Source organism: Flavobacterium sp. N1719 (assembly GCF_025947045.1).
Classification (GTDB): Bacteria; Bacteroidota; Bacteroidia; order Flavobacteriales; family Flavobacteriaceae; genus Flavobacterium; species Flavobacterium stagni.
The window spans coordinates 998,182-1,013,548 of record NZ_CP109993.1; the positions used below are offsets into that span (position 1 = coordinate 998,182).

At 41.9% G+C, this 15,367-nt stretch carries 7 protein-coding genes; 1 reads left to right on the plus strand and 6 read right to left on the minus strand.

The features are described from left to right. Positions 1-53: 53 nt before the first annotated feature. Positions 54-5,726: an alpha-2-macroglobulin family protein gene (locus OLM45_RS04075; RefSeq protein WP_264512194.1), complete on the minus strand. Its 5,673-nt coding sequence runs from the start codon at positions 5,724-5,726 to the stop codon at positions 54-56. Positions 5,727-5,834: 108 nt separating this feature from the next. Then, positions 5,835-6,275 (minus strand): nucleoside deaminase, encoded by a 441-nt coding sequence (locus tag OLM45_RS04080; protein ID WP_264512924.1) that lies wholly within the window; start codon positions 6,273-6,275, stop codon positions 5,835-5,837. Between the two features lie 37 nt (positions 6,276-6,312). Here OLM45_RS04080 and OLM45_RS04085 point away from each other — a divergent pair, with 37 nt between their 5' ends. Continuing rightward, positions 6,313-8,094, plus strand: a complete 1,782-nt coding sequence (locus OLM45_RS04085; RefSeq protein WP_264512195.1) for a 1-deoxy-D-xylulose-5-phosphate synthase — start codon at positions 6,313-6,315, stop codon at positions 8,092-8,094. Positions 8,095-8,227: 133 nt separating this feature from the next. On the opposite strand, the gene OLM45_RS04090 is transcribed toward OLM45_RS04085, so the two are convergent. From OLM45_RS04090 to OLM45_RS04105, 4 genes are all read right to left on the minus strand, one after another. Continuing rightward, positions 8,228-10,915, minus strand: a complete 2,688-nt coding sequence (locus tag OLM45_RS04090; protein WP_264512196.1) for a T9SS-dependent M36 family metallopeptidase — start codon at positions 10,913-10,915, stop codon at positions 8,228-8,230. A gap of 86 nt (positions 10,916-11,001) precedes the next feature. Then, entirely contained in the window at positions 11,002-12,333 is a 1,332-nt protein-coding gene (locus OLM45_RS04095; RefSeq protein ID WP_264512926.1) for a deoxyguanosinetriphosphate triphosphohydrolase, read from the minus strand. A 28-nt stretch (positions 12,334-12,361) separates the two neighbouring features. Beyond that, positions 12,362-12,814 carry a GNAT family N-acetyltransferase gene (locus tag OLM45_RS04100; protein ID WP_264512197.1) on the minus strand — a complete coding sequence of 151 codons (453 nt, stop codon included), beginning with the start codon at positions 12,812-12,814 and terminating at the stop codon, positions 12,362-12,364. An 82-nt stretch (positions 12,815-12,896) separates the two neighbouring features. Then, a complete protein-coding gene (locus OLM45_RS04105) occupies positions 12,897-15,323 on the minus strand; it encodes a ribonucleoside-diphosphate reductase subunit alpha (protein WP_129460112.1) in 2,427 nt (808 codons plus the stop codon). Between the last annotated feature and the right edge of the window lie 44 nt (positions 15,324-15,367).

Consider the following 15,367-nt stretch of genomic DNA (forward strand, 5'->3'; position numbering starts at 1 on the left):
GTTAGGTCTGGTTACACTAGGCTAATAATTTATTTTCAACCTATCGAAATAGGCTACTCATTCACCACTTCAACCCATTGTCCCTTAGTTCGGGCAATGAATTCATGGTCATACATCGCTTCACATTGTAATCCGGGTAAATAGTATTTCCCCAAATATGAAGCGTTCAATAATAATTTAAAAGTTCGGGTTTCTCCGCCTTTTAAACCAAAATAATAGTTAGCACGGTCATCGCGAATATCCATATAATCCACCGTATTCTCGGTAGCATTGCCGTATTCCGTGTATCGGGTATTTACAATTTCAAATCCAGACGGAATGATTTGTGTCAACGCAATGTTTTCTACATAATCATTCTTTAAATTGGTTAGAGTCACTACCGCAATAAACTCAGTACCTTGTGTTATTTTACTTACATCAATTTTGTTCCCTTTGCGATCTTTGAATACCAACGAAGCCTTCACGTTGTTTTCCATTGGTTTTTCTTTTCCAATCGGTAGAATGCCACTGTTGTAAACCCGAACGAACAGTGTGTTCTTCAAATTGTTTTTCAAAGTCACATTATTTGAACCGTTTTGGACCATTAAGGAGCGTTGCGAAAGCGATTTAGCCGAATTGATTGTCTCCGATTTCCCTTTTTGAATCACACTCACATTCATCCCTTTTCCACCATTGGATTGCGCAAATTTCGACATAGCATACAAACAGTAGGCTGAAGTTTGCGTACTCATCCATTCGTCAGAAGCCATATTTTTGGCCAATTTTGTTGCCAATTGGAACGCTTGTGTTTTTTGTCCCAATAAGATTAACGTTTCCAACGCCATGGCACGATTGCGTTCTTGCGAACCGTAATAATAGTCGTAATAGTTCTCATCTGTATACTCTTCATCGATTTTTGCACGGGAAAGTAGCGCCATACCCGCATTATTTTGTTTCAACAATGCAAAAGTGGCCGCAAGGCGTAATTTGGCTTCATTGGAGATATCACGGGTTTCTCGTAATCGGTTCATCGACGCCAAATCAGGATTCCCCGCTAAAGCCAAAGTATATAAACGATACGCTTGTGCCATATCATTATGACTTTCAATACGCCACTGTTTGGCAGCCCGTTGTTGGTAAGCAATCCATTTTGTTTTGAATGTTGGCGGCAAAGCATATCCTTTTTTCTCGGCTTCAAGTAAGAAATGTCCGGCATAACTGCTACCCCAATCATCGGCGTAATTACTGCCGGGCCAATAACTCATCCCGCCACTTGCGGTTTGGAATTTTGATAATCGTTGGATTCCAGCAGCGACGTTGCGTTGAATTCGATTTTTGCGATTCGTGTCCACATCCATGATATCCATCAAATACAATTGTGGGAATACCGATGAGGTTGTTTGCTCCACACAACCGTGAGGGTACAGAATGAGATAATCCAATCGACGGCCAAAATCAACAGTAGGCATGGATGAAATTTCGACCACAGCTTTATTACTTCCCGCAATTCCGAAGGTTTTCCAATTGATGGATTTACTCGAATTCGGATTTAAAACGACATCAGTGTAAGAAGTAGTTACCGGATTCGGATTAAAAATATCGACTTCAATTTCGTAAACGGAGCGTTCTTTGCCCGAAGTAGCGATTACTTGTACTTTTCCAACACCCGTGACATTGGCAATTTTTAAATTAAAAAAGGCCATTTTTTCATCGGGACGCGCAAAAGTTACCGATTGTGTCGCTTTTCCTGCAATCACAATGCCGCCACTGGTTTTCACCTGTACGGTTACATTTTTCACCTGATTTTCCATAGCGAAAAGCGTTACCGGTAAGGTTACTTGTTCCGAGGGTGTTACTTTTCTTGGGAACGAAGCCAAGACCATCAACGGACTGCGAACGGGCGTCGTTTTTTCCACACTTCCATAGGCATTACTCTCAGCATTAGCCGCAACCACCATGGTGCGCACCGAACCGATGTATTTCGGCAACTTGATTTGGTGCGTTTTTTCGGCGCCTTTTTCTAATTTAAACGGGCCTAAGAATACGACTACAGGTTTGAATCGGTTCGCTTTTTTCGATTTACCGCCGCCTGCATCAGCGTCTCCACCTATACTAAAAACCTGATTTACTCGGCCACCATAAGCACCAATCACATCATTGTAAATATCCCAAGTGCGTACACCCAAAGCCTCGCGTTTGTAAAAATCATCCCAAGCATTGGGCGTTTGGAAACGCGTAAGATCCAACAAACCTTCATCGACTATCGCAATGGTATAGGTCATGGCTTTGCCTTGCTGTTCGCTGACTTTAATGTTAACCGTTTGCTCGGGTTTTAAAACTTCAGGCATCACCAATTTGGGTTGTAAAACCGTTGTTTTATCAGTTACCCCAATCGGAACTAGACCGTACATGCGAATCGGTGCGTCGTTTTTTGTAGAGGCATGCGGTTGTAATAAGGTGACATTGATGTACACATTAGGCGCCATATCGGCGGTAATCGGTAGATCAATTGTGGTTTCACCCGATTTTGTTTTGGCCCATAATGTTTTTAAAACTTTGGAACCATTTTCAATCGAAATCAAAGCTCGACCACCCTCACTTGAAGGCAAAAACACTTTTGCTGTTTCACCAACGGCATATTCTTTTTTATCGGTATTAAAACGTAAAACAGTAGCACCATCGCCATCAACATTGCGGGAACGCGACGACCAATAGGGATAATCTAAAAATACAGTTGTACCTGAAGCATGGCCACTGGTTGGATCGATAACGCGAACTAAATAGCGCCCCCAATCATCACCAGGTACGGAAAATACAACTTGACCACGGCCTGAAGCATCGGTATTAATGCGGAATAACTTATACGAAGTGGTCACATTTGCCGTATTGTAATTGGATAAATCTTCGTTGGAAGCATCCCACCACCAACGGGATTCCAAACGGTAGACGCGAACTTCCAAGTTTTTCACCGCTACGGGATTTCCGTTTTCATTTACCGAAATGATTTCGTATCGGTTGTTTTTGTCGGTTTCGATTAAACCGTATTTATTTGGATCGGGTGCTTTTATGCCGACATAGGTTTTGTAGGGAGAATAATTAACAGCTGCCACATCGGTACTCACATCCCCACCTTGTTCGTAAACTTTGGTGATGAAAGCCGCGCGAAGCATACCCGGAGCTTGTCCTTGAATGGTCGGGTTAATCGGAATCGAAACTTGCCCATTTTCGTTGACTTTTCCTGAAAAAATATTGATTTCTTCGGTGGAAAATTTACGAGAAGGATCGTCAAAAATATAGTTCGAATACCCTTTAAAACTGGTAACTTGTTGCGAGAATTTGGCTTGTACTTCAGTTTTCAAATTTTTAGCCACTGCACCGTGTAACCAAGTCACTTGAACGGTATTGGTGTTTTTCTCACCCGCAGAAAGCATTTTGCCATTAAAACTATTTTTAATTTTTAAACGATTAGGTTTAATGGTTTCAATTTTAATGCTTTTGTAAAAATGAGCACCGCCCACACTAATGCGCGCTTCCCAATTCCCCGTAGGCGCATCGGCTTCTGTAGGGATCGTAAAGGCATAATGGTTCAACTCGTTTTTGGTTTGAACCGTTTGATATACCGTTTTTCCTTTGGGATCATTAAAGCGCAATTTGATCGGATGGTTTTCTGGAAGTTTATTGTTGTTGTCATTTAAAATAAAAGACAAAAACACTTTATCTCCCGGGCGCCAAACGCCGCGTTCCCCGTAAATGTAGCCTTTCAAGCCTTTTTGCAAACTTTCCCCTGAAACATCAAAATTACTTACCGACAATGAAAGTTCGTCATCCAGCTTTACATACGTACTTTGATCGCCTTTGGAAACTACCGCGAAGTAGGCCATTTTCGTCAATTCAAAAGTCGCCATACCGTCGCCATCGGTCGTAGTTTCAGCTAATTTTTGTTGTTGGTAGTTGAATAATTCTACTTTCGCCCCCGATTCAGGGTCGGTTGTCACAATATTACTCACCGCAACCGTCACCGATTTATTATTGCCGCGTTTTACAATTACCCCCAAATCTGTTGCTAGAATATTTGTCCCGCGTTTGGTGTTGTAATAGTAATAGTTAGAACACGGATCTTGACTGGATTGCCAATCGTAATCCTCTTCATAATAGTAGTAATAGCCACCACCGCCACTGTAATTCACATCGTCTTCATTTTCTTCTTCCTCATCTTCATTGGAAGATTCCTCAGAAGTACCGTCGCATTTGTACAAAGCATATTTTTTACGGAACGAAAACTCAACGCGGTAAATCGCCCCAGGTTCGGGTTCGATTATTTTGGAAATATCCAATGCATAGGTATTCCACTTGTTGTAATTATAGAGATTGTTTTGCTTGAGTTGCAAGGTGGTTTTCGCGATGGGCTGACTCACACGGCGCAAGTTTTGCGTGCCATTGAGTTCGTTGTCTTGCAAAAACTGAAGAATATTGTTCTTGTAAATTTTATAGATTTTTACATCCACGGCATTCAAACTGGCCGCTTCAAAATTTACTTTTAAATTGTTCGAACTAGGAAGAATACTCCCGCTTTTCACCAATTTTACTCCCGGTTTAATCGGGTCAAAAATCAATGTTTCGGAATAGGTTTCTTTGAGTTTGAAGCCGTCACTGCTCTCAATTCCGGCAAAAACTTCAACTAATTTATTGGCAGAAATCATTTTGGGTTCTTCCTCTTCTTCATAATCCGAAATCTCGTCGGAAGTATTGATAACAGTAGCTGTTGAGTCAGCTGCCACTGCAACGGTATCTACCGCCACTTCTTCTGTGGCCGCCACTTCGTTTTGTACTGTTTTTTGGGTATTGGTGGTGGGACCGACATTGTCGAAATAGACTTTAAGTACATTGCCCATCGTACTAAATTTCAAGTTGTCGGTGTTTTGTATGTTAACCAAGCCGGCAAAGTTTTGGTCTTTTTTCAACGGATCCGAGAAATTGATAAGTATCGATTGGTTGTTTTCATCGCCCGATGTAATATGCACCACTTTGAATTGGTTTTTCCCCGGAATTTTAATTTCCACAAAACCTTCTTGGTCTTCGACATCGGCTTCGTCACCATCCCATTTTAAGGTGATCGTACTTTCATCGTCAAAGCGTTGAATGCTGTCAATAAGGAATTTGAATTCGGTAGGCGAACTCATTTCCTTGTCGATTTTTACTTTTAAGTCATTGCCGTTTTGGGTCGCCGAAAGGATTTTTTGTGCCAACGAAATATCCATTTCATCTGCGGTGCGAATCGTCCCGTATTGGTAATAATAGTTCTTATTGTACGACTGTAAATCCTGGGTTTGAATAATAAAATCTTGCTTAATGGTTTTGAATGAAAAATTAAAAGCCTGTAGTTTTTCATCCGCAACAGTGGTTAATTTTTCCAAATTCAAGGTTACTTGGTACAAGGTGTTTTGTTCCAAAGGTTCATCCGGAATAAAGGCAATTGTGTTGGAAGATAACATTTTCACTTTCCCATCCACACTGGGTGAAATGGAAAATAAATCATCATCCAATTCTTGCTCGGGATTCCAATCCTTTTTTTGGAAAGCAAGTTGCACCCGAATGTCGGATTTTGAAGGAATAAAACCAGAGGTAAAACCAGCAATGTACTCTTTAAAAAGAGTAGGGTCAGAGTCAAAATCGGCAGCCGATTTTTTGCCACAAGAGGCCAACGCCAAAAAGGCGATCAGCACATACAAGAACTTTTGGGTTTTCATAAAAGTTGGCGGTATAAAAGTGTTTAAGAATTTAGTGGTGGTTTGACTAATTGTATAAGAACGAAGGTATTAGTAGTGAGAAATGTACAAAGAATTAGGCATACACAGTTATCTTCTTTTTTTGAAAAAATCTTTCATCAATTGGGCACACTCAACGGCCATTATTCCCGAAACGACTTCGGTTTTGGGATGCAATTGAGTGCCTAAAGTCATAAACCCGCGTTGTTCATCACGTGCGCCAAACACAATTTTGGTAATCTGACTCCAATACAAGGCGCCGGCGCACATTTGACAAGGCTCTAAGGTGACATACAACGTACAGCCTTTGAGGTATTTTCCTCCAATAAAATTGGCGGCTGCGGTGATGGCTTGCATTTCGGCATGTGCGGTAACGTCGTTCAACATTTCGGTGAGATTATGACTTCGGGCAATGACCCGATTTTCTACAACAATAATCGCGCCAACCGGAATTTCACCTTTTTCAAAAGCGATTTCAGCCTCCGCCAAGGCTTTTTTCATAAAGTATTCGTCGGTGAAAATGGGTTCCATAAAACAAAAATAGGAATTCAATTTGTACCTTTGACTCATGAGCCAACATTTACTCGCACAAATTCAATCTCCGTCCGATTTACGGCAACTCGATATCGCGCAATTGGAGCAAGTTGCTCAGGAATTGCGGGATAATATCATTAATGTAGTTGCGGTAAAAGAGGGCCATTTGGGAGCGAGTTTGGGCGTTGTCGAATTGACTATTGCCTTGCATTATGTTTTCAATACACCGGATGATTTGTTGGTTTGGGATGTTGGGCACCAAGCCTACGGCCATAAAATTTTGACGGGTCGCCGGGATCAATTTGAAACGAATCGGCAAAAAGGGGGAATTTCGGGTTTTCCAAAACGGTCCGAAAGTGTTTATGATACCTTTGGTGTGGGGCATTCGTCCACATCGATTTCTGCGGCTCTGGGAATGGCGCTTGCTTCCCAACTGAAAGGCGAGCAACGGTCGCATGTTGCAGTGATTGGCGATGCCTCGATTGCCAGCGGCATGGCGTTTGAAGGTTTGAATCATGCAGGTGTCACCGATGCGGATATTTTGGTAATTTTAAATGATAATGCGATCGGAATAGACCCAAGTGTGGGGGCGCTGAAAACCTATTTGACAGCGGTAAAAGAAGGAAAAAATCCGAAGCAAAACAACATGATCAAGTCGTTAAATTTTGCGTATTCGGGTCCGATTGACGGTCATGATCTCCCTATTTTAATCAAAGAATTGCAACGTTTGCAAAAGGTGAAAGGGCCCAAGTTTTTACACGTCATCACCACCAAAGGCAAAGGCTTATTGCAAGCCGAACAAGATCAAGTCAAGTACCATGCACCGGGTAAATTTGATGCAGCGACGGGCGAACTCATTACCAAAGAAGAATCCCATTTGCCCACCAAATTTCAAGATGTTTTCGGTCATACCCTAGTAGAATTGGCACAACAAAATCCTAAAATAATCGGGATTACCCCAGCGATGCCGTCGGGGAGTTCGATGAAATACATGATGGAAGCTTTTCCCGAACGCGCTTTTGATGTGGGGATTGCCGAGCAGCATGCAGTGACCTTAGCTGCAGGAATGGCTACCCAAGGAATGGTGGTGTTTTGCAACATTTATTCGACCTTTTTACAAAGAGCCTATGACCAAGTAATTCATGATGTTGCTTTACAGAAATTACCCGTGATTTTCTGTTTGGATCGTGCGGGTTTGGTAGGCGAAGACGGTGCCACGCATCACGGTGTTTTTGATTTGGCGTATTTGCGTTGTGTGCCCAATATGGAAATTGTTGCGCCTTTGGATGAAGTAGAGTTGCGCCAACTTTTATATACCGCTTCTTTAGGATTGGAAAATCCGATTGCGATTCGGTATCCACGCGGTCGAGGTGTTGGATTGAATTGGGAAATATCCTTTCAAAAAATAGACTATAAAAAAGGAAAGGTACTGCATCAAGGTTCGGATATTGCGATAATTTCAACGGGGTTTATTGGAAATAATGCGCTTGCCGCATTGGCTGATTTTGATTTAAAAGAAAAGGTGAGTTTGTATCATTTTGGATGTGTAAAGCCGCTAGATGAAGCACTTTTGCATACTATTTGTAAGCAGCATAGGTTTGTGATCACTTTAGAAGATGCAACGATTGAAGGCGGATTGGGCAGTGCTGTTGCCGAATTTATTACGACGCACGATTATCAACTTCCTGTTCATCGATTGGGTATTCCGGATCAATTTATAGAACACGGTACCATCGTGCAATTGCAGGAAATATGTGGTATATCCCCAATGGCCATTCAGCAGTTATTAAGGACGCTATTAGAGCAATTAGCGTGAATTCTAGCCCGGATTGAAGCGGCAGCTCCCGATGTAAGAGGGACTATAGCGGAAAGCCGGACGGTTCATGATTGATAATCTAAATAGGACGCTCCAAAAAAAAAAACGAACCCTTTAGAGGTCCGTTTTCAATTTAGTTTTTGATAATTTTTTCGGTAATCATTAGATTTTCACCAGTAGCTTGAAGGATATACAAACCGCTTTCCAAGGATTGCATCGGAATGAGTATGTCGTTATTATCCAAGGCTTTTGTGTTTTGATATACAATACGGCCATTCATGTCCAATACCCGAACACTGATCGTAGACGTGTAATTTGGAATTTGTATATGCACTTCATTTTGTGTAGGATTCGGGAACACATGATAGGTTAGGGTATTGGCAAATGCCGAAGTTCCTAAAGCAGTACAATTAGGCCCTGGCGCTGGTTGGGTGAAATCTTCCACTTGATCGGTTGAATCGTTTCGGTTACCCGAACTTGCATTAAGTCCTAACCCTCTACGGGCAAATACTTCCCAAATCATGCAATAATCTGCACCGCCAGTAGTAGCTTGGTCTGCAGCAATAATTGCATTACGCGCTTCCACAAAAGTTGGATTACAAGGTTGTAGTTTTATAGCATCTAAAATCAAGCGCATGGCTTTATTATTACCGCCTGTTCCTGTATATTTATTGTCGTCATAGCCGTATTTTGCGACATAAGCCCATGTTAAATCCCAGAGCATGGCGCACCAAACCTCTCCAATATTATGAGGGGATACGGTCGTAGCGCCATTTGCATCGGTGATTAGATTGGTGTTCACTGTTTCAAAAGTACTGGGGTTAACAGCCATGTCCGTAGAGTAGGGATAACGACGAATACCACCGCCTGTGGTAGCCTGACTCACGGCAAATGTTCCGATGCCTTTAGGGGTTGTACCCACATCTCCCGGTTTCATTTGTAGCATCAAGGCAAACCAATCCGACCAGCCTTCTCCCATTTGTTCGTCGTTGGTCAAACAATTACTCAAACTCGGCCCGCCCGTTAAACGGTTAGAAATACCGTGTCCAAATTCATGAGCAATGATGCCGTTGTCAAAATCACCATCGGCATTGACAAAGGCGGGACCGTTTAATTGTAGTTTTACATTTACAGGTCCGGAAAAAGTGTAGCCAATTAACGATTCACCATCATCAAAACTCATGGTAATTGCAGGAATGGTAATTGTTGAGTCCGCACCGCTCATGGTAACAAATTGGGGGTCGGATACATTATTTACAATGATCACGGCCACTGCACCACGGGTTTGCGCATTTTTAACTTTCACGGTAAAGTTGCAATTTCCTCTACGTATGATGACAATTTTACCATTCATCGCGGCACCGTTGGATGGTGCCACACAACCTTCATTTAAACCACCTGTTCCGTCTTGGTACAGAACAATATCCGATTGAATGAAATTAGGAGCTTGCGGTAAACTTACGAAGCCCGGATTGAATACATTTTGTATCGCACGGTAACTGCCCGCAATATCTGCCGGGCTGTTTACGGTTACAGGAAAAATGGGAGGTGCCACTTTCCAAAGGTACATTTGCATACGACCTTTTGATCCATCGGATGGAGTTGAGAAATTGGCGTTATTAAATGTTGGTGTTGAAGCCGTCGAACCGTCTTGTGCGTCGGCCCAAACAAAGTCAGTACCCGTTCCGCCACGGCCAAAATTATTTTGTTGGAAATTACCATTGAGTTCGTTGAATCCATATTGGTACCAAATGTCATGGATACAATTGTTCATGTAAAACAAATTGGTTACGGCCGCATTAATGTACGTATTCGCTGCTACGGATGTACCTCCGTAAGGGAAATCAAAGTTCAATGCACTCCCGCCATCTGGCGCATAACCGTTAACGGTGGCAGTGGTTGAACCAGTAGTTGGATTGGTATTCGAATAATCGGCGCGTGCCCAAACATTATTTCCGCGTGTAATCGTGTATTTTAACGTACTTAAATTATCGGCTAGATTATTGGTGTCATGCCATCCTTTCGGCGAAGCTAAAGCATTCTCCGGACTGCTGATTAATTGAAATGGAGCGTGGTTCGGACTCTCGTAATTAAACGGGATAACGCGATAGTTACCGCCCATAACTTGGAAAGGAGCCGCAATTTTTTGCACCGTATTTTCAAAAGAAAAAGGTTGTTTTTGACAAGCTGTATTCGTATGCGGATGGTCAAATTGACAACTAACCGTCAAATCTCGTTTGGATACAATGATTCCCGAATTGGCATCGGTATCAATGTGCCAAAGATTTTTGTAATCCGGACTGTAAAATTCAAATCGCCAAACTAAAATATATTGTCCTTCTTTTTCCACATAGCCTAATTCGGCACGTACAGGATCATCTACTAAATTTCCATTTTTAAGTTGGAATACCCCATTTTCTCTTTTGGAAATGAGTTCGGTACTTTGATGGTAACCAAGAGCTGCAAAGGTTTGAGACAACGCATCCGTAGCACTTAAATTTTTGGAGGAATTTTTAATTTTTGATGAATAATTGGCCACAAATCGGTCGCCAATTTGGATTACTTTACCCTCTTTCACCCAAATGGAATTCACAGAATCAAACAAAGGCAATCCATTGTAAGTTTGGCAAACAAAATAATTATGAATACCTGTCGATTCTGAGTAGGTTTCACTCACAACCTTCCAATTGGCAATATCGGATGTGGTTAATTTGAGTTCCGTCTGCTTTGCATTCAAAGCTTCTTGAATCGCTTTGTTGGGAATATCTTGAGCAAATGCACTCATCCCAAGGCTGAATGCTAAAAAGAGTAATCGTTTCATTGTTTTTGGTTAATTGCCTCAAAGCTAGCACTAACTTTTCATAAAAACAAGCGGCACCCCATTGTCTATCAGAAATTTAGGAATTGTTAACCCAACATTTCGTTATACAACAAAGCATTACCATCGGTAAGTAAGGAAACAAAATGGCAGATGTGCATCAAACGTTCGTACAACGTTTCTTTCTCCAATCGATGTTTTTCGGGTAATACTTTTAACAGTAATTGATCGTAATTGGAGGTTTTTCCTTCATATTGATTATTGTAAGCCGTAATGAATTTGTCCAAAAGCGAATTGATAATTTGGTAGCCTTTCAATTCTTTTTCAATCACTTCCCGACTCTGATAAATATTTTTGACACTCAATTTAATGATGTCATTCATTTGGGCTTTGTATTTGCTTTTGTCAGTTAAGGCATGATGGAACTCACCTTTTAAAATGGCTTCTTCATTTTCTAAAAACACTTTTACCGCATCATTGATGAGGTTGCCAATCGCCAAAGCACGTAAATAACTGATGCGATCTTCTTTGGTAGTCAAAGCTTGGTATTTATTAGCGTCAATGGTGTCTTTGACCAATTTAATTAAATATTCTAAGGCAAAATCTTCTGAAACTAAGCCTAAATTGATGCCGTCTTCAAAGTCAATGATGGTATAACAAATATCGTCAGCAGCTTCAACCAAAAAGGCGAGGGGATGACGTAAATAACGCAAATCTTCACCCGAGTTGATTTTGATCAATCCCAATTCTTCTGCCACTTCTTGAAAAAAGGCTTTGTCGGTTTGGAAAAAACCAAATTTTTTATCAGAAATATTGGTTGAAGGTTTCTTGGGCAAACTTTCTTTCGGGTATTTCATAAAAGCACCCAAAGTTGCATAGGACAAACGCAAACTGCCTTCAATGCCGGGTCGCGAACTCGTCAATACCGAAAATCCGTTGGCATTGCCTTCAAAATCAACCAAGTCTTGCCATTCTTTCGGACTTAATTGCTCTTTAAATTGTTGTCCGTTGCCCCGCGAAAAATATTCGCCTATGGCTTTTTCACCCGAATGACCAAAAGGCGGATTCCCGATGTCGTGTGCCAACGATGCGGCTGCCACAATTGCACCAAAATCATTGGGTTGATAGCCGTGAATTTCCTTCAAATGCGGGTATTTTTCAATGATTTTTTTTCCCACCAAACGACCAATCGACCGACCTACCACGGAAACCTCCAAACTATGCGTCAAGCGCGTATGCACAAAATCGGTTTTGGACAGCGGAATCACTTGGGTTTTGTCTTGCAAACTGCGAAATGGCGCCGAGAAAATAATACGGTCGTAATCGACTTCAAATCCCAAACGGGTGTCGTCTTGCTCGATGCGTAAGCGTTTTCCGGTGTCGCCTTGACGTTTCAAGGAGAGTAATTGTTCCCAAGTCATCATGTGGTAGTGCTTTTTACAAATGTACTTATTTTAATGACTTTTGAAAACATAAACTGTTGGCAACACCCGCATATTGCCCGTAATTTTCAATACGCGCATAGCCCGTTTTATGGTATAACTGAATCGCTTCTATTTGTTGGTGACCCGTTTCTAAAATAGCAGATGTAAATCCGTCTTCCCTTGCCCAACGTTCTAATTCTTGTAAAATCGCATTGGCAATGCCTTTGCCGCGAAATTCAGGATCCACATACATGCGTTTGATTTCGGCTTTAGTTTCTTCATAGGCTTTGTAAGCGCCAATGCCTACAGGTTGCTCGTCCCAATAGGCAACCAGTGTATTTTTCAATAAAGCCGACTGATTAAATTGCGCATAAAAGGCATGGTCTTCACCGTCTAAAATAGCGAGATAGGTATTAAGTGGTTTAACCAACAATTCAAAATCGGGATGCTCGGAATGGGTGCGGAGTAAGTGTAACATACTTTTGGTAAAAAAGAACAGCCATCATTACTGACAGCTGTTGTTATAATTCTAAATTTTGAATTCTAAATTCTAAATTGGATTACGATCCACACATTTCACAGTCCTCTGGACCGGCGTTGCGGGCGCGTTCCACCATCAAACGGAATTCCTCAGCTGTCATTTCTCCCGATTCTGGTGCGATCACTTCTACCGCTTGGGGTTCGGGTTGTTGAATAGCCGCTGTCGGTTCTTCTTTTTTCTCATTATTCAAGGTGAACTTGATGGCGTCTACTGCCGATTTTGTACGTAAATAATACATACCCGTTTTCAAGCCGCTTTTCCATGCATAGAAGTGCATCGAAGTCAGTTTTGCATAAGTGGCATCCTGCATGAACAAGTTCAACGATTGCGATTGGTCAATGAAATACCCGCGGTGACGTGACATGTCGATGATGTCTTTCATGGACATTTCCCAAACGGTTTTGTATAAGTCTTTCAAATCTTGCGGAATGATGTCAATGTTTTGGATCGAACCGTTGTGACGCATGATTTCTTGCTTCAAGTTTTCGTTCCACAAACCGCGTTTTACCAAGTCTTCCAACAAGTGTTTGTTTACCACGATGAATTCACCAGACAATACACGACGGGTGTAGATATTCGAAGTGTATGGTTCAAATGCTTCATTGTTTCCAAGGATTTGTGATGTAGAAGCCGTAGGCATTGGCGCCAACAATAACGAGTTGCGTACTCCGTGTTCCATTACTTCTTTGCGTAACGATGTCCAATCCCAACGACCCGATAAATCGCTGTCTTGTAAGCCCCAAAGGTTGTATTGGAATTCTCCTTGTGAGATGGGCGACCCTTCAAATGTTGAATACGGACCTTCTTCTTTGGCCATTTCCATCGAAGCGGTAACGGCAGCGAAGTAAATCGTTTCGAAGATGTCTTGATTCAATTGTTTGGCTTCGTCACTGGTGAACGGTAATCGCATCATGATAAATGCATCCGCCAAACCTTGCACACCCAATCCAACAGGACGGTGACGCATATTGGAGTTCTCTGCTTCGGGAACGGGATAATAATTGCGGTCAATTACTTTGTTCAAGTTGCGGGTTACGCGTTTGGTCACATTGTACAACAATTCGTGGTTGAATTTGCCATCTTCCACAAACATCGGTAACGAAATTGAAGCCAAGTTACATACTGCAATTTCATCTTCCGAAGTGTATTCCAAGATTTCTGTACATAAGTTGGATGAACGAATCGTTCCCAAGTTTTTCTGGTTCGATTTACGGTTAGCTGCATCTTTATACAACATATACGGGGTACCCGTTTCGATTTGTGATTCTAAGATTTTCTCCCACAATTCACGAGCACGGATCGTTTTGCGACCTTTACCCGCCAATTCATACGAAGTATATAATTCGTCGAATTTCTCTCCGTAGGTATCATATAATCCGGGACACTCGTTGGGACACATTAAAGTCCACTCCGCGTCGTTTTCTACACGTTGCATGAATAAATCGGAAATCCACATCGCAAAGAACAAGTCGCGCGCACGCATTTCTTCTTTACCGGTATTCTTTTTCAAATCCAAGAATTCGAAGATATCCGCATGCCAAGGTTCGATATAAATGGCAAAACTTCCTTTGCGTTTTCCTCCGCCTTGGTCAACATAACGTGCCGTGTCATTGAATACACGCAACATCGGTACAATACCATTCGAGGTTCCGTTGGTTCCGCGGATGTACGAACCTGTGGCGCGCACATTGTGGATAGATAAACCGATACCTCCAGCAGATTGCGAGATTTTCGCCGTTTGTTTTAACGTGTCGTAAATACCATCAATACTATCGTCTTTCATGGTTAACAAGAAACACGATGACATTTGTGGTTTTGGAGTACCCGCGTTGAAAAGGGTAGGTGTGGCGTGGGTAAAGAATTTTTTCGACATCAAATCGTAAGTTTCAATCACCGACTGCAAGTCGTTTAAGTGAATACCCACAGCAACACGCATCAACATGTGTTGCGGACGTTCTACGATTTTGCCATTTATTTTGAGAAGGTACGAGCGTTCTAAGGTTTTAAAACCGAAATAGTCGTAGTTGAAGTCACGGTTGTAAATCACGTGTGAGTCTAAGAACTCTGCATTTTCCATGATTACTTGGTGCACTTCATCAGAAAGTAAAGGTGCTTCTTGGTTGGTTCTCGGATTTACATAGTGGAACATGTCGTTCATGGTTTCGGAGAACGATTTTTTTGTGTTCTTGTGTAAATTCGAAATCGCGATACGCGCAGCCAATAAAGCATAATCCGGATGGGTTACGGTCATGGCAGCAGCAGTTTCTGCAGCAAGGTTGTCCAATTCAGAGGTAGTTACACCGTCATATAAGCCTTCAATTACACGCATAGCCACTTTTACAGCGTCTACCATTTCGTTTAATCCGTAACACAATTTTTTGATACGGTCGGTAATCTTGTCAAACATTACGGGCTCTCTGTGGCCGTCTCTTTTTACTACGTACATATTTGTTTGGTTTTAGGTTATGAGCTAGACAATCCCTTCTCTAA